Below are 15,640 nucleotides of genomic sequence, written 5' to 3'. Positions count from 1 at the left end.
CGCCCAAAAAAAGGGCGAGAATTGAAAAATTAATAAATAAACGTTTCTGGTCAATGCCTGCATGCCGATAGCATGTTTATGGGCATACCAATGTTATTTACTAAAGTTTGGTGGAGGAAGACAGCTCTTTCTGTTCATATCTCTTGTAAAGATATAAAAAATTGGAAGATGTAATATGGGAAAGGTAAAATGGAAGTTCCGCTTGCTCTTTGCGTTCTCCTGCCGGCTCCATACCTATTTTGTATCACGATTAATACCAATCATTTGCCAAAACAGTATTATTTTTATCGCAAGATTAACTAACATGATGAATAAATATTGGCTTACTGTAACGGCTTGTACTTTGGCCATTACAGCAAATGCTCAGCAAAAAACTTTAACCGTTAGCGATTACGAACGAGCGGAAAGTTTTATGAGCTACAACACAGCAAAGTATATCGACCATGCCAGCGTGCAACCGAACTGGCTCGAAGGCGATAAATTTTGGTACAGCACTAAAACCAATGGTACCGAACAAACTTTCCTTGTAGATCCGGCAAAGAAAACCAAAACCCCAACAACTGATTATAAAGGCGGCGAAATGCCATCGCGACGTATGGGTGGCCGCAACGAGGTGTTATCTCCCGATGGGAAAAAAACCATTTTAATTAAAGATTATAATCTTTTTGTGAAAGATGTGGCCTCTGGTAAATTAACACAGCTCACCACCGATGGCATTAAAGATTACGGTTATGCTACCGATAACGCAGGCTGGAAACACAGCGATGCTCCAATTTTACGTTGGTCGCCCGATTCGAAAAAAATAGCCACCTTTCAGCAAGACCAAAGAAATTCAAAAGATATGTACCTCGTAACCACTAACGTGGGCGCGCCCGTATTAAAAGCCTGGAAATATCCTTTACCAGGTGATAAACAGATTGCAACCATCAGAAGGGTGATTATTGATGTAGAAAATCCAAAAGTAATTTCGCTCAACATTCCTGCCGATCCGCACCGTGCAACTTTGAGCGATGATATTTCGAGCAGCGGTACTTTTGACGATATCGACTGGAAAGCTGATGGCTCGGAAGTAGCCTTTCTATCCACTTCCCGCGATCATAAAAATGAAAAATTCCGTATTGCAAATGCTACAACCGGTGCAGTGAGGGAAGTTTTCGAAGAAACAGTGAAAACACAGTTCGAATCGGGTCAGGGTGCCATTAACTGGCATTATCTTCCTGCTTCCAAAGAAATTATCTGGTATTCGGAAAGAGATAACTGGGGACATTTGTATTTATACGATTCCAGTAATGGAAAATTGAAAAACCAGATCACCAAAGGTAATTTTGTGGTTTCGCGTTTAGTTAAGGTAGATGAAAGAGCACGTACACTTTATTTCTTCGCCAATGGTCGCGAAAAAGGTAATCCTTATTTCAGTTACCTGTATAAAATTGGTTTCGACGGTAAAAACTTAACCCTTTTAACGCCAGAAGCTGGCAATCACCAGGTAGTATTTTCTCCATCTTTCAACTATTTTGTTGATAGTTACTCCCAGCCAGATGTACCAGCAGTTACTGTGCTAAGAAGCATGGATGGAAAACTGATCAATACTTTAGAAAAAACAGATGTTTCCAGATTAACCGCTACAGGTTGGAAAGCCCCGGCTCCGGTTTCGCTTAAAGCTAAAGATGGTAAAACCGATATTTATGGATTGGTTTTTACGCCAACAAAAATGGATGCCAACCAGAAATATCCCGTTATCGATTACATTTATCCAGGCCCACAGGGTGGTAGTGTAGGCAGCTGGGCGTTCGCAGCTTCACGTGGCGATAACCAGGCCCTGGCTGAGCTGGGTTTTATTGTTGTAGTAATTGAGGGAACCAGTAACCCCGACCGTTCTAAAAGTTTCCACGACATGAGCTACGGTAATATGGCAGAGAACACCTTGCCCGATCAGATTGCAGCCATTAGACAACTTTCTGCAAAATATCCTATTGATACTACAAAAGTAGGCATCTGGGGTCATTCTGGTGGTGGTTTTGCTACGGCTGCGGCCATGTTCCGTTATCCCGATTTCTTTAAAGTGGGTATTTCTGAATCAGGAAACCACGACAACAGAAATTACGAGGATGATTGGGGCGAACGCTATAACGGCCTGGTACAAAATTCAGATTACGAAGCTCAGGCTAACCAGAATTATGCTAAAAACTTAAAAGGCAAACTGATGCTGGTGCACGGCTTGATGGATGATAACGTGCCGCCATACAATACACTATTGGTAGTAGAAGCGCTTGAGAAAGCAAACAAATCATTCGATTTGGTTATTTTTCCAAATAGTGCTCATGGTTACGGTACTTACTCACCTTATATGATGCGCCGCCGTTGGGATTACTTTGTACAAAATCTTTTAGGTGCAGAACCTCCTAAAGATTACCAGATGAAAGGCCCTACAGTAAGATAATTTAAAAGAGCAAATTAACAGTTTGCTCTTTTTGTATATTGTACTAAACAATGCCCTCTTTTAACCGTTTAATTTGTAAATAATCATTTCATGGGAAAAACAAGAGATCAGAATAACGTTATCATTACCGGTGCTACAGGAATGGTTGGCGAAGGTGTATTAATGCAGTGCTTAAACAGTCCTGAAATTAACAGCGTTTTAGTGATAAACCGCAAACCTTGTGGTTATACCCATGCAAAACTAAAAGAGATCATTCATTCCGATTTTTTCGATTTTTCTAAGATAGAAAGTCAGTTAATGGGTTATAATGCCTGTTTCTTTTGTTTAGGGATTACCTCAGTAGGCGTTGATCAGGATACCTATTACAAAATGACCTATACACTCACTATGCATGTAGCGCAAACACTAAGCAAGCTTAATAGCGATATGACTTTTTGTTATGTTTCTGGTGGAGGGACCAATGAGCATAGCCGTTTGAAATGGGCACAGGTAAAAGGCAAAACGGAAAGCGACTTAACAAAGCTACCTTTTGAGCAGGTTTTTAATTTCCGTCCAGGTTTTATTAAACCATTGCCGGGGCAGAAATATGCGCATAAATTCTATAAGTACATCAACTGGCTATTTCCGGTTGGTAGGGCCATTTACCCAAGTGGTTTCTGTACCATGGCCGAGCTGGGCCAGGCGATGATCAATACCTTAAGCCATAATGATGAAAGACGGGTTTTGGAAGGGAAAGACATCATCGCTTTAGCTAAAGAATAAGCTCAGGTACTACATGGGTACCCGAGCTCATCTTCAGCTGGTTTAAGGATTTGGTTTTAGGTTAATTGATTATTTTGGGTTTAATATAAAGCAGCTGTTGCGTCTTTATCTTTTTGGGATAATACAGTAGCACCCGAACCACACTGACCACCATTCATAATCGATGATGCATCGGTTCCGGTTACGCCAGGTACATTTGTTGCACTTGATTCGCCAATCGCAGCCCAGTTGGTGTGTCTGAATGAGATACAGTGACCAAACTCATGGCAAATTGTTCTGGCACGTTGTGCAAATGAGTTACCAGCAATATAACTTTTGTTAATTTTTACCAGAGCACCTGCACTTCCACCTGATGGGAATTGTCCCTGACCGCAAACACCAGATCCCAAGTTTTCATCTTTGATCAGAATGTCATAAGGTGCTGTAGTTACAACACTAAAGCGCAAAGTAGAATTTGGAACAGCATTCCATTGGGCAATGGCATTGTTGATCTCGCTGCTCATTGATGTCATAGATGCATCTACAAAAATCCTGATATTCAGCTTTTTAGTAGCGTTTACAATACTTCCGGTATAGTACTGTTCGGTTCTTGGTCCCGCCGAGCTGGCTGGGATTTCCATGTTTTTAGGGAATATAATATCTTCCTCAACGATATATTCATTTCCATTGTCGACAATGCTCGACTCAGGGAAGCCCAGATTTTTAATGTGCTGTAAAACCTTATCGGCATTTTTTACAATTTCCTGTGGTTCTGTTACTGTTGATTCCTGGTTTTTTTTACAGGCTGCAAATACGACTGCAACCATCGCAACGATAGCGATTCTTTTTAGATTTTTTTTCATGGTTAGTTTAGGTTAGTTAATCCTTAAGAGCTGATGAAACAAATGTAACAGAACGTGTTACATAAATTTTGGCCTATTCCTGAATTTTACACGAAAACTTAATTAGTGTTTGTTGTAATGTTTTAAAGTTGTATTTGTATTTAAAAATTTACATCAACAGTCTGTTTTAAAGGTTGTATTTGAGTTGGAATGGAGTTTTAGATGTGCTTTTTGCGGTGATAAGCGGAATAAAAAAGCTTATAAAAAAATATTTCAAGTTTAATTTTTACGCTGCCATAGGGTTGTCAGTGCGTAGTATTTTCTTTGTATAACTAAAACAAAAAACATGGTACAGGAACAATTATTCGCAGAAACAATGGAAGAAACTTCCCTTGTGTATTTAATGAAAAACTATGCTAACTATAATTTCTGGGCAAATTTGACCTTGATAAACTGGTTGAAAAAACATCCGGAACCATTATTAGAGCAAGAAGTGCTATCTAGTTTTAAAAGTGTTAAGTTAACCCTTGCCCATATTTTACAAACGCAGGAATATTGGTATTCTATCCTTACTAAAACCGAATTTGAGTTTAGGGAATACAATAGTTTAACAGAAGTTTTTAATGCATTACTAAAACAGTCAGAAAACCTTGCCGTTTATGTTACAGCAATAGGTGAAGATAAATTTAATGAAAAAACAGCAATACAGAGCCCTTGGTTTAGTTGCGATTTTCAGAATTTTGAATACATACTGCAGGTTTTTAATCATAGTACTTATCACAGGGGGCAGATTATTACCATTTGCCACAACTTGGGAATTACCGGTGCACCAATGACAGATTATAATTTCTATAATGTAATGGCGAAATAGGAATTATTTTATTTATTTAGTAGTATAAAACACTAAATAAAAACGCTATGAATTTAATGTTAGGGGCAATAACCCTTTTTGCCGGTGATTATGCGCCGGTAGGATTTGCGAAATGTGATGGCTCGCTGCTATCTATTACTAAAAATGTACAGTTATTTTCTATCCTCAAAACAAGCTATGGCGGCGATGGCAGATCGAATTTTGCCTTGCCTAAACTTCCGTCAGTAGAGGGTGCAATATATATCATTGCTACAGAGGGCTATTACCCTGGACATCCCGCGGATTAGAAATTTATGATCAACAAAAAAAGGTGATGATCTTTCAAGATCATCACCTTTTTTTATTTCTTATTATCGTGCTTCCGTTGATTGTCCTTGTTCGAAGTCTGATCAGATCGTTGTCCGCCACCGTTGGTAATACCCTGGATTTTTTTATCCGTTTTAACATCATGATTTGCGCGATCTGCTATTGAACTACCCTGAACCGTTGGATTGTTTTTTGGTGTGCCTGTATTTTTCATAACTATAAAATTTAGTGAATAATATTGCAGAGCGCTACATTAACAACCAATGTGGAACTTGATATGTTTTGATTTTTTCAAAGTCGTTCGTGATGCAGTTGCAATAACCCGTAAAAGCCTTCTCGAAATGGCAATTTGACTATCAACTATCACCCATTAACCAATGGCTAATGAACCAATGAACCCTCTAATACAATAAAAATATAGTAGGTTGTTTATGCAGGTCTATTTCTTCTTTACGCCAGTTATAAACACTTTGCGTTTTAATAAATTCATTTTCGGCGGTAAAGTTACTGGCTACACAAACCTGCGTGTTTGGTTTGCAGCTTTTTAATACCTCTTCGAAAAGCTGGTTATTACGGAATGGGGTTTCGATAAAAATCTGAGTTTGTTTATAACGGCTGGCCGATAAATCCAGATCTTTAATCCTTTTGGTGCGCTGTTCCTTGTCGATAGGTAAATATCCCCAAAAGGCAAAACTCTGTCCGTTAAAGCCTGAGGCCATTAAAGCTAACAAAATGGAGCTTGGCCCTACCAATGGAACTACTTTAATACCGCGTTTATGTGCTTCGGCAACAATATCGGCGCCTGGATCGGCAATGCCCGGGCAACCTGCCTCGCTCATTAAACCTACATCTTTCCCCGCATTAAGCTCAACAAAAAACTGACCTAAATCGGTGCGGTTATGTTTGCCATAATCGTGTACAATTAAATCTTTCTGGGGCGTTTTTAATCCAGCCTCCTTTAAAAACCGGCGGGCAGTTTTACTATTTTCTACAATGTAAGTATCAATCTGGTTAATGGTATCAACCAAATAAGGAGTAAACGTTTTGTGTGCTACCTCTTCTGCCAATGGTACGGGAATAAGGTATAAAGTGCCTTTTTGCATGCTACAAAAATACTTACAATAAATAGAATTTAAGTTCTAAAGTTTGCGGTACTCACAATATAATCTCTTTTATAAGCAAAGGTGTAGCAAATTTTATTTCTAACTGACTAATTTTCTGCACAATTAAACTTCACTTAAAACGTTAAATATTAGTTAAATATGCCCTGCAACGCAATATTTGAAGGAAAACGCTAAAACTATGCTTGCATATTAAACCTTCTATAATTTTGGTTCTCTAATTGATACACACACATTAGGTTATTAAAATAAACACACAAATGAAAACACTGAAATCTACGGCACTTGTGCTGGGGCTCTTTGCGCTCCTTGCCGGAACCACTACCCTTGTCAGGGCACAAGACTATCAAAACGATTACCAGGATGATGGTTACAGTACTGGCAATATCTCTTTACAGACTTTTTACGATGAACTTTCGCCTTATGGTACCTGGATTCAGGATCCACAATATGGTTATGTTTGGCGTCCGGATGTAGATCAAAGTGATTTCCGTCCATATTATACAAACGGACGTTGGGCTATGACCGAATACGGCAATACCTGGGTTTCCAGTTACGATTGGGGCTGGGCACCTTTCCACTATGGCCGTTGGGTAATTAACAGTTACAGGCAATGGATCTGGTTACCTGATACCAGTTGGGGACCAGCCTGGGTAGATTGGAGAAGTGGTGATGGTTATTACGGATGGGCGCCTATGGCACCAAGTATCAGTATTAATTTAAGCTTTGGCCGCCGTTATACTGTACCAGAATTCTGCTGGAACTTTATTCCACAGCGCAACATTTATATCAATACTTTTCCAAGATATGATTATGGACGCAACAATGTATATATCCGCAATACCACCATCATCAATAATACCTATGTATATAACAGAAGAAATTATTATGGCGGGCCAAGGATTGAAGATATCAGACGTGCAACCAATAGGGACGTAACTGTTTACCGTTATGCACAAAGTTCAAGACCGGGCGCTAGCAGGGTTGGTGGCAGAGAGGTTTCTATTTACAGACCAAGACCAGAACGTAACGCAGTAGATAACCGCAGTGCTGCACCAAGAAGATTTGAACAGGGCAATGCTGGTATTAGCAGAAACGGAAGAAACGAAGGTTATACCAACCGCGATCAAAGAGGCGGAAATCCAGGTAATAACGATAACCGTTTTGGATCAAGAGATAACCGTACCTCTACACAACCTGATAGAAATAATGGCACTGCAGGCAGAGATAATAATAATCAGCCTAATAACAGGGGCGAGGTTTATAACAGGGATGCAAATGGCCGTATTAGCCGTGGAGGTACCAACGGTATCGATAATGGAAACAGACAGGATAATGCAAACCGTGGTCAGGATCAGCAACGTTTGGAGCAGATGAGACAGCAGCGTAATCAGGACCGCATGAGTGCCGATCAGCAACGTACACAACGTGATGTTCAGCCACAGCAACGCGGTCAGGATGATCAGCAACGTGCAGCTCAAATGGAGCAACAGAGGGCTCAACGTAACGAGCAGATGCAACAACAGCGTGCTCAACAAGCTCAAGGACAACAACAAGAAAGGGTTCAACGCGATGCCCAAGCCCAACAACAACGTAATGAGCAAATGCAGCAACAACGTGCACAACAGGCGCAGCAGCAACAGCAGGAAAGATCTCAACGCGATGCACAAGCCCAACAACAACGTAATGAGCAAATGCAGCAGCAACGTGCGCAACAGGCACAGCAGCAACAGCAGGAAAGATCTCAACGCGATGCTCAGGCACAGCAACAACGTAATGAGCAAATGCAGCAACAACGTGCACAACAAGCGCAACAACAACAGCAGGAAAGAGCACAACGTGATGCTCAGGCCCAACAACAAAGGGCTCAGCAACAACAACAACAGCAGCAAGAAAGGGCTCAACGCGATGCTCAAGCTCAACAACAAAGACAAGAACAAAGAAGATCTGAAGCTCCGCCACAACAAAGAGGTGGAGGTGAAAGCGGAAGACCATCAAGAGGTGGTAGAGGATAAAATGGAAAGTCCCGATGAAAATCGGGACTTTTTTATTGATGAGTATTTCTAAGGTGGTTATAACAAAAAGCCGTCTTAGTATTTTTTAACCATTTCATTTTATATTGAGCACCTGAGTCACATTATATCATTAAAGTACGATCTTCATTCTTAGAGTACAGCGCAATAGAGGGATTTATATAAGTTAATTTCGATATTTAGATTTCTCGGCTACGTTGCACTCCGCTCGAAATGACGTAACTAAGCTTGCCCCGCCGCTGCATGCAAATTACTCAAATCACTCCCCCTAAAAGTGCTTTCGGCATTTGGGTGTAGGTTTTCGGGATCGAGTAAAAAAGTGCTGATCCCCAGTTCCAGCCCGAATTTAATTTCCGATTCGGCATCATCGCCAATAATTAAAATATCTTCTTTGTTAAGGTGGTGCTGATCGATCAACATCTCAAAAGTTTTCTTCTTATTGGTAGTAGAAACGTCTACAACATGTATTTCCTCAAAATCATCGGCAATGCCCAGCATTTTTACTTTTGATTGCTGCTGTTTAGGAAAACCCGCCGTTACAATAAATTTGCGACCTGTCAGGCTTTTGATATAGTGATAATCTTCGCTTGGTTTTAATGGTTTGGTTACTTCCCTATTGTGCAGGTAAGAAATCACCTCGGGCATTACTGGTTCCCTAAAGCCATATTTTTTTGCCACTTTTAAAAAAGGCGTTTTCAACATATCCTGTTTGGCGAACTGAAAATCTTCATCACTGATCCCTAAATCCAGACTTTCCAAAAAACGGTATAATTCGCCCATCAACTGTTCTTCATTCGGTTTAGTAAAATAAATGGTATTGTCCAGATCTATAAAAAATATGCGCTTCATTGTGGATTGGTTTTTGTAAGATGAAAAAAATAAAACACCTGTGGATTAAATATGTTTAATAAGTAAATCACTAAGATCATGAAAAAAGAGACAAAAATTATAGTAGGCGTATTAGCCGGAGCAGCACTTGGTGCAACCATCGCATTGGCGTTATCATCAGATTCGACCAGCGATCTTAAAAGCAAGGTATCAGATTTTTTTGCGGATCTTTTAGATGCTTCGAAGGATAAATTAGCAGGATTGGCAGAGAAAGCCACAAGCGTTGCAGATAAGGTTAAAGATAAAGTAGCAGAAATAAATGCCTAAAGAATTGGAAGTGCCGGAAATATCCGGCATTTTTATTCTATATATTTTCTAACCACCATCTTGATGAACATTGCTTTTCATGGTGCCGCCCGTACCGTTACGGGGAGTAAGCACCTTATTACATTAAAAAACGGTATCCAGATATTATTAGATTGTGGCTTATTTCAGGGAATGGGCCACGTTACCGATAAATTAAACGATTATTTTGGTTTCGACGCCAAAAAAGTTACTTACCTCGTTTTATCCCACGCACATATCGATCATTGCGGTTTATTGCCCAAATTGGTTGCAGAAGGTTTCGGAGGCAAAATTTTTTGTACTTCGGCAACTATGGACCTTGCCCGTATCTTGATGATGGATTCTGCAAAAATCCAGATGCAGGATGCTGAATATGCAAACCGCCACCTCCGCCATGGAGAAGAAATGGAAGAAGCGCTTTATACGGAAGAAGATGTTATCAAAACACTTAGTCTGATGAAAATTGTGGAGTATGAGGAAGATTTTGAAATTGAGCCGGGGATACGCCTAAAATTGACTGATGCCGGTCATATTTTGGGTAGTGCTGCAGTTCACCTTACGATTACCGAAGAAGGCAAACCGACAAGGATTACTTTTTCTGGTGATGTTGGCCGTTATGGCGATCTGCTTTTAAAAAGTCCCCAGCAGTTTGATCAGGCCGATTATATTTTAATGGAATCTACTTATGGCGATTCGCTGCATAAAGACCTCGATCCGATAGAAAACATGCTGTTGGAGATCATCAACAATACCTGTAAAGTAAAAAAAGGTAAAGTAATAATCCCCGCATTCGCAGTAGGCCGTACACAGGAACTGCTTTATGCTTTAAACGGATTGGAATTGAAAGGTAAATTACCTGATGTTCCTTATTATGTAGATAGTCCGCTGTCATCAAAAGCGACCGAAATTCTCAAGAATCATCCTGAGGTGTATAATAATGGGGTTAAAGAAACCTTAAAAATAGATCATGATGTGTTCGGTTTTAAGGGGCTGCGTTTTATTGAGAGTGTAGAAGAATCGAAAGCTTTAAATGAAGATCCAAGGCCGTGTGTGATTATTTCGGCATCGGGTATGGCTGAGGCTGGTCGCGTGAAACACCACATCCGTAATAATATCAGTAACCAGAAAAACACGATTTTAATGGTAGGCTATTGTGAGCCTAACTCGCTTGGTGGCAGGTTAATCGCCGGACAAAAAGTAGTAGAAATTTTCCGTGATGAATACGACGTGAAAGCTGAAGTACAATCGATTAAATCGATGAGTGCACATGGCGATTATGAAGATTTACTACACTTTTTATCTTGCCAGGATCCGGCAAAAGTAAAACAGCTGTTTTTGGTTCATGGGGAATACGAAGTACAACAGCATTTCGCCACTAGATTAAAAGATAATGGTTTTAAACATGTAGCCATACCAGAATACCACCAGGTGTTTGAGTTGGAGTAGTTATAATGTTGGTAGTTATAATGTTGGTCCGGATTTGTAATCCGGGCCTATGTTCTTCAGATTTTCAATCTTCTTTTATAAGGATTACAAATCCCGACGAACAGGTTTCAATAACATAGTACAAAGATCTCTCCACTTCGCGTTGCTCCGGTCGAGACGACCATTCTATTGAAGTCTGCAGATGCTTCATACCTCAGCATAACAACTTAATTTTGCCCCGGATGATTATCATAACATTCCATTGTCCATCATACATCTTCCTTTTTCCATTTTCCCTATCTTTGCCCGCATGGATGTTTTTGGTAAAGCGCTAACAGATATTTACAGAACGGGCGAGGCCGATACGCTTTGGCTGCACAATTCTTATGGGGAAGCTGAAGAAATGCCTTTAGAATTTTTCTTCCGTGATGATGAAGATATGCCAGTTTTAGAACTTCAGGCTTTGCACATGTGCAGTGGAAAAGTATTGGATATTGGTGCCGGAGTAGGCAGTCATGCCTTACTTTTACAGGCTTTTAATATTGATGTTACGGCTATCGATATTTCGGAAGCTGCCGTAAATATTATGAAAGACCGTGGTGTAAAAAAAGCATTCGTACAGGATATTTTTACCTATCAGGAGAAATTCGATACCATTATTATGCTCATGAATGGTATTGGCTTAACCGGTACTTTGCCCGGGTTTAAAGATTTTCTGATTAAATTAAAAAACCTCATCAACCCCAACGGACAGGTGATTTTCGATTCTTCAGATATTGCTTATTTATATGAAGATATGCCAAAACCTGAAAATCATTATTATGGTGAAGTATCGTACCAATACGAATACAAAGGCGAAAAAGGCAATTGGTTCAATTGGATTTATATAGATGAAGAAACCATTAAGCGCACGGCACAAGAAACAGGATGGGACGCTGAATTGATTTTTGATGATGGAGAAGATCAATATTTAGTCAAATTGACTTTAACGCAATAATATTAAAGTCATAAAACTTGTTGTAGCACCGATTTAAATCAACAGGCTCATAAATTTGTTCAATACAAATATGAGCAATACGAAAATTAAACTCAGTGTTTTAGATCAATCGCCGGTGCGGAAAGGTGTTACTGCCCGTCGCGCCATTGAAGAAACCACTATACTTGCACAAGAAGCTGAAAGATTAGGTTATCACCGTTTTTGGGTTTCCGAGCATCATAATACCACCAGTTTGGCTGGTTCTACTCCTGAAATTTTAATTGCCCATTTGGCAAATCACACTAAAACTTTAAGGATAGGTTCTGGGGGCATTATGCTGCCCAATCACAGTTCGTTAAAAGTGGCAGAAAGTTTTCGTTTGTTGGAGGTGATGCATCCCAACCGCATTGATCTGGGAATGGGACGTGCGCCAGGCACCGACCGGATTACGGCTTCGATGCTCAATCCATCAAATAACTGGAGCGAACAGGATTTTGTAGAGCAGTTGCGCGAGTTACAACATTACCTGCATGATACTTCTGATGGTGGCATCCAGGCAAAAATAAAAGCTATTCCAATTTCTGAAACCGTTCCACAACAATGGTTGCTGAGCAGCAGCGGACAAAGTGCTTTATTTTCAGCACATTTTGGAATGGGTTTTTCTTTTGCACATTTCATTAATCCAGTTGGTGGCCCGCAGGCGGTTCAATATTACAGGGAACATTTTAAACCTTCGGTAGATCTAACCAAGCCGGTTGAAAATGTTGCACTACATATTTTCTGTTCTGAAGATGATGAAAAGGTAAAACAGCAGGAAGCTTTAATGAGCTACAGGTTTTTGCAGTTGGCAAAAGGTAAAGGATTGCCTGCCGTTGGCTGGGATGATATTAAAGAGATAAGTTATACCGAGGCAGAATTGGAGCAGATTAAAGCCAATAAACAACGGATGATTTATGGTACACCCGATGTAATTAAAGTTCGCCTTACTCAATTAGCGGTAGAATATGATGTAGATGAACTGATGGCCGTTACCATTACGGAGCATTTTGAAGATCGGGTAAGATCGTATGAATTACTAGCGGAAATGTTTGTATAAAAGTGGCCTGTGGAGACACAGACCACCGAGTCAAGCGAATTAATGCAGATCGTTATAATTAATAATTTTTACCGCTGGATTTTTGGCCAGAATTTCTTCCATCCATTTGCGGTGCGAGGCGCCAACACCCACGATAACCCTTTTAGCATTTTTCGCTTTTGCCTGCTCAATGATGTTTTTGCACATGCCCTCATTTCTTAATGTCCATTGGGCGATCATTGCTTTTACTGATTCGGTGGGGAAGCCCGCATAACCATAAAAGTGAGTGCCCCCATAAAAATTCCAGGCTTCATCCAGCACACCATATTTTACGGTATTCATGCCAGCGTATTGATCGGCATTAAAAACTTTCGATTCTTCTTCGCTATAACTCCAGTAGGTTTCTATGGCTTTAACGGTTGCTGCTTCTGCTGAGGTACTATCTGCCTTGCCTTTATTGATCATGATTTTGTATAGAGAATCTGTTTTGGCCCAGGCCGCGCTCCAGGGTTTATCATAAGTTTGGCAATCCATGTTGTAAATACGATCTTGTTTTAACTGATAAATAAGCGGGAAATAAATTTTACTGTATTCGCTAGCTGTTCGGTATAAACCTGCTTTTTTTAAAGAATCTATATTCCCGAACATTTTTGCATACTCAACCCGTTCTTCTTTGCCGAAACTGTTTTTCATGTAATTTTCGAGTACGAAGATCTGATACTCCGAATTTCCTCTGTCCCAGTTTTTAGCAAAGTTAACCGCTAAATCCATTCGGGTTTTATGATAGTAAGCAAAAGATGAAAGTGCTTTCTGGTCTTTTTTGATCTGCGAAACAATGTTTTTTGGCGTTTCCGGATTTAATTTTTCGATGTAATCGTGGCCTTTTTTAAAGACTTTCACCGCCCAGTTGTTTTCTTCAAGTTTAGCATAATCAGACGCTGGTAAATATTCGCCGAAAACCATGTCAGGCTTAAAGTTTTTTAGTTTATCAATTATAGGCTGAAAATCCTGAGCAGATTTAGCATTATTATGACTAGAGCCGACAATTACAATTTCGATCTGGTTTTGAGCATTCGATTTAAACGCAATTGCGGTTAACAATAAGAATGCAAGGCTAAGTTTTTGTATAGTTTTCATCATTGTTTCGTTTTGTTGATTCAAAGATGAGCATATGCACTTGCCCGCTATATTTAATTATCCCAATGGCTGATTATATTATCCCAATCTGGTAAAAAAGAAAATTAAAGGTTGGTAAGTTAGAATTAAAGGTTTGGATAGTGGTTTCAGGTTTTGATCCTAGAATGAAGCTATTCCATCAGTTTTTGGTTAAAACCAACAATCAGTTTAAAGAGATCTTTATACTCGGTAAGGGGCAAGGTTTCAGGTTTATCAAATACATCGTGGTAGGCCGATGGACCACCCTGGGTGTAGATAAAAAAAGCAGGAACTCCTTTTTCGGTAAAGAAATAATGATCGCTGTTGGCTGCCTTTCCCCTCGAATTGATTTTTGAAATATAGTGGTATTGGTTATTAACATGATTAAGCAGTGCAAATGCTCCTGGATAAACAGATGCATTAACCACTGTCATCCCGGCTTCACCTGTACCAACCAGATCGAGGTTAAGGAGGAACTTAATTTTGCTTAAGGGAACCAACGGATTTTCTACAAAATACCTTGATCCCAAAAGGCCCGCCTCTTCAGCTGCAAAACAGATAAAACCAATGGAGTAAGGCTGTGGATGGGCGGCATAATATTTGGCTAAACTTAATAAAGTGGCTACACCTGCGGCATTATCGTTAGCGCCGGGGAAATAAGTATCTGCACCCATTCCGCCCAAATGATCGTAATGTGCCGTAATCATTAAAAGTGAATCGGGATATTTGGTTCCTTTAATCAATCCACAGATATTGGCCGCCTGGAAATCAGGAATGAACTTGTTTTCGATATCAACATTAATCTCTTTTGGTATGGTCGTAAAATAATTTTTGTTAATCTGGATGGTTGTTATCTCGCCAACTTCTGTAGCTACCGACCAGGTTAATTTATCTTTTAAGGAGATATTTATGGAAGGAGAAGCCTGGTAATTAAGGCTGTCAATTTGAGTTAAATTGGCTTTCTGTTTAATGCCAGGGCTTTCATTATTAATGATGAAATCTTTGCCGGGCACAAGTTTTTGTCCATTAATGCTAACCATCATTTTTCCCGGGAAGGTATTTACAGGAAAAGAAAAATCTTGTTTGTATTGAGTACCCATTGGTAATAAGCCGATTTTCTGGTAAGCATCAGCAATATAATCGGCCGCTTTTTTCATGCCCTCTTTAGTGTAGCCCCTGCCCCAAAAAGCTTTTGAAGTTAGTGTGTTTATTACATTCCGGGTATAAATAGAATCCTGCGCAAAACAGTTGACGGCACAAAACAGAAAGATGAAGAAACTGAATTTTTTCATGCCGGAATTTAGTAAAATAAAGTAATTATTGGTTGGGATTTGTAATACTTGCCTAGAGGTATCGTCATTTCGACTGAAGCTCTCCGATTTTTCATCGGTAGCGGAATGGAGAAATCTTTAAACTTTTAGGTAACCATAATTCAAAGATCTCTCCACTTCGCGTTGCTCTGGTCGAGATGATTGTTATGAT

General features: G+C 39.8%; 15 protein-coding genes. 9 read left to right on the top strand and 6 right to left on the bottom strand.

What is annotated here, in order from left to right; all coding sequences use genetic code 11:
- The first annotated feature begins 304 nt into the window (after nt 1-304).
- Together U859_RS0121430 and U859_RS0121425 are read left to right on the top strand one after the other, a co-directional pair.
- Nucleotides 305-2,440, top strand: coding sequence for a S9 family peptidase (locus U859_RS0121430; RefSeq protein ID WP_025145343.1), 2,136 nt, complete (start codon nt 305-307; stop codon nt 2,438-2,440).
- A 90-nt stretch (nt 2,441-2,530) separates the two neighbouring features.
- Nucleotides 2,531-3,202, top strand: coding sequence for an NAD-dependent epimerase/dehydratase family protein (locus U859_RS0121425; protein WP_025145342.1), 672 nt, complete (start codon nt 2,531-2,533; stop codon nt 3,200-3,202).
- 80 nt (nt 3,203-3,282) lie between these two features.
- Here U859_RS0121425 and U859_RS0121420 read toward each other — a convergent pair whose 3' ends face one another.
- Nucleotides 3,283-4,044: a M57 family metalloprotease gene (locus tag U859_RS0121420; protein ID WP_025145341.1), complete on the bottom strand. Its 762-nt coding sequence runs from the start codon at nt 4,042-4,044 to the stop codon at nt 3,283-3,285.
- A 325-nt stretch (nt 4,045-4,369) separates the two neighbouring features.
- On the opposite strand from U859_RS0121420, the gene U859_RS0121415 reads away from it, so the two are divergent.
- Both U859_RS0121415 and U859_RS0121410 read left to right on the top strand, forming a co-directional pair.
- Entirely contained in the window at nt 4,370-4,894 is a 525-nt protein-coding gene (locus U859_RS0121415; protein ID WP_025145340.1) for a DinB family protein, read from the top strand.
- A 47-nt stretch (nt 4,895-4,941) separates the two neighbouring features.
- The gene (locus U859_RS0121410) at nt 4,942-5,181 is read left to right on the top strand and encodes a phage tail protein (RefSeq protein ID WP_025145339.1); all 240 of its coding nucleotides are present in this window, start codon (nt 4,942-4,944) and stop codon (nt 5,179-5,181) included.
- A 53-nt stretch (nt 5,182-5,234) separates the two neighbouring features.
- Here the strand turns inward: U859_RS0121410 and U859_RS0121405 are convergent, their stop codons facing one another.
- Both U859_RS0121405 and U859_RS0121400 read right to left on the bottom strand, forming a co-directional pair.
- Nucleotides 5,235-5,414, bottom strand: coding sequence for a hypothetical protein (locus U859_RS0121405; RefSeq protein ID WP_025145338.1), 180 nt, complete (start codon nt 5,412-5,414; stop codon nt 5,235-5,237).
- Nucleotides 5,415-5,601: 187 nt separating this feature from the next.
- Nucleotides 5,602-6,303 carry an SAM-dependent methyltransferase gene (locus U859_RS0121400; protein ID WP_025145337.1) on the bottom strand — a complete coding sequence of 234 codons (702 nt, stop codon included), beginning with the start codon at nt 6,301-6,303 and terminating at the stop codon, nt 5,602-5,604.
- Between the two features lie 278 nt (nt 6,304-6,581).
- On the opposite strand from U859_RS0121400, the gene U859_RS32065 reads away from it, so the two are divergent.
- Entirely contained in the window at nt 6,582-8,336 is a 1,755-nt protein-coding gene (locus U859_RS32065) for a DUF6600 domain-containing protein (RefSeq protein ID WP_025145336.1), read from the top strand.
- Nucleotides 8,337-8,576: 240 nt separating this feature from the next.
- Here the strand turns inward: U859_RS32065 and U859_RS0121390 are convergent, their stop codons facing one another.
- The gene (locus U859_RS0121390; RefSeq protein ID WP_025145335.1) at nt 8,577-9,203 is read right to left on the bottom strand and encodes an HAD family hydrolase; all 627 of its coding nucleotides are present in this window, start codon (nt 9,201-9,203) and stop codon (nt 8,577-8,579) included.
- A gap of 78 nt (nt 9,204-9,281) precedes the next feature.
- Between U859_RS0121390 and U859_RS0121380 the strand changes: the two genes are divergently transcribed.
- The 4 genes from U859_RS0121380 (at nt 9,282) to U859_RS0121365 (ending at nt 13,024) form a co-directional block, all read left to right on the top strand.
- Nucleotides 9,282-9,509, top strand: coding sequence for a YtxH domain-containing protein (locus U859_RS0121380; RefSeq protein ID WP_025145334.1), 228 nt, complete (start codon nt 9,282-9,284; stop codon nt 9,507-9,509).
- 63 nt (nt 9,510-9,572) lie between these two features.
- Complete coding sequence (locus U859_RS0121375) at nt 9,573-10,973, top strand: MBL fold metallo-hydrolase RNA specificity domain-containing protein (RefSeq protein ID WP_025145333.1); 1,401 nt, start codon at nt 9,573-9,575, stop codon at nt 10,971-10,973.
- A gap of 241 nt (nt 10,974-11,214) precedes the next feature.
- Entirely contained in the window at nt 11,215-11,949 is a 735-nt protein-coding gene (locus U859_RS0121370) for a class I SAM-dependent methyltransferase (RefSeq protein WP_316931581.1), read from the top strand.
- A gap of 70 nt (nt 11,950-12,019) precedes the next feature.
- Nucleotides 12,020-13,024, top strand: a complete 1,005-nt coding sequence (locus tag U859_RS0121365) for an LLM class flavin-dependent oxidoreductase (RefSeq protein ID WP_029986022.1) — start codon at nt 12,020-12,022, stop codon at nt 13,022-13,024.
- 39 nt (nt 13,025-13,063) lie between these two features.
- Here the strand turns inward: U859_RS0121365 and U859_RS0121360 are convergent, their stop codons facing one another.
- Together U859_RS0121360 and U859_RS0121355 are read right to left on the bottom strand one after the other, a co-directional pair.
- Nucleotides 13,064-14,143, bottom strand: a complete 1,080-nt coding sequence (locus U859_RS0121360; protein WP_162800009.1) for a DUF5694 domain-containing protein — start codon at nt 14,141-14,143, stop codon at nt 13,064-13,066.
- Between the two features lie 167 nt (nt 14,144-14,310).
- Nucleotides 14,311-15,450 (bottom strand): M28 family metallopeptidase, encoded by a 1,140-nt coding sequence (locus U859_RS0121355; RefSeq protein WP_025145329.1) that lies wholly within the window; start codon nt 15,448-15,450, stop codon nt 14,311-14,313.
- Nucleotides 15,451-15,640 lie beyond the last annotated feature (190 nt).

Origin of the sequence: Pedobacter jeongneungensis (genome assembly GCF_000633455.1) — a bacterium.
GTDB classification, from domain to species: domain Bacteria; phylum Bacteroidota; class Bacteroidia; order Sphingobacteriales; family Sphingobacteriaceae; genus Pedobacter; species Pedobacter jeongneungensis_A.
Note: the sequence above shows the minus strand (reverse complement) of the source record. Positions and strands in the feature narration are given on the sequence as shown.

Excerpts from the sequence above, each read along its gene's own strand:
- U859_RS0121360 (WP_162800009.1), bottom strand. The coding sequence starts at position 14,143 with ATGATGAAAACTATACAAAAACTTAGCCTTGCATTCTTATTGTTAACC.
- U859_RS0121430 (WP_025145343.1), top strand. The coding sequence starts at position 305 with ATGATGAATAAATATTGGCTTACTGTAACGGCTTGTACTTTGGCCATT.
- U859_RS0121400 (WP_025145337.1), bottom strand. The coding sequence starts at position 6,303 with ATGCAAAAAGGCACTTTATACCTTATTCCCGTACCATTGGCAGAAGAG.
- U859_RS0121355 (WP_025145329.1), bottom strand. The coding sequence starts at position 15,450 with ATGAAAAAATTCAGTTTCTTCATCTTTCTGTTTTGTGCCGTCAACTGT.
- U859_RS0121420 (WP_025145341.1), bottom strand. The coding sequence starts at position 4,044 with ATGAAAAAAAATCTAAAAAGAATCGCTATCGTTGCGATGGTTGCAGTC.
- U859_RS0121365 (WP_029986022.1), top strand. The coding sequence starts at position 12,020 with ATGAGCAATACGAAAATTAAACTCAGTGTTTTAGATCAATCGCCGGTG.
- U859_RS0121425 (WP_025145342.1), top strand. The coding sequence starts at position 2,531 with ATGGGAAAAACAAGAGATCAGAATAACGTTATCATTACCGGTGCTACA.
- U859_RS0121375 (WP_025145333.1), top strand. The coding sequence starts at position 9,573 with ATGAACATTGCTTTTCATGGTGCCGCCCGTACCGTTACGGGGAGTAAG.
- U859_RS0121410 (WP_025145339.1), top strand. The coding sequence starts at position 4,942 with ATGAATTTAATGTTAGGGGCAATAACCCTTTTTGCCGGTGATTATGCG.
- U859_RS0121405 (WP_025145338.1), bottom strand. The coding sequence starts at position 5,414 with ATGAAAAATACAGGCACACCAAAAAACAATCCAACGGTTCAGGGTAGT.
- U859_RS0121415 (WP_025145340.1), top strand. The coding sequence starts at position 4,370 with ATGGTACAGGAACAATTATTCGCAGAAACAATGGAAGAAACTTCCCTT.
- U859_RS0121390 (WP_025145335.1), bottom strand. The coding sequence starts at position 9,203 with ATGAAGCGCATATTTTTTATAGATCTGGACAATACCATTTATTTTACT.
- U859_RS0121380 (WP_025145334.1), top strand. The coding sequence starts at position 9,282 with ATGAAAAAAGAGACAAAAATTATAGTAGGCGTATTAGCCGGAGCAGCA.
- U859_RS32065 (WP_025145336.1), top strand. The coding sequence starts at position 6,582 with ATGAAAACACTGAAATCTACGGCACTTGTGCTGGGGCTCTTTGCGCTC.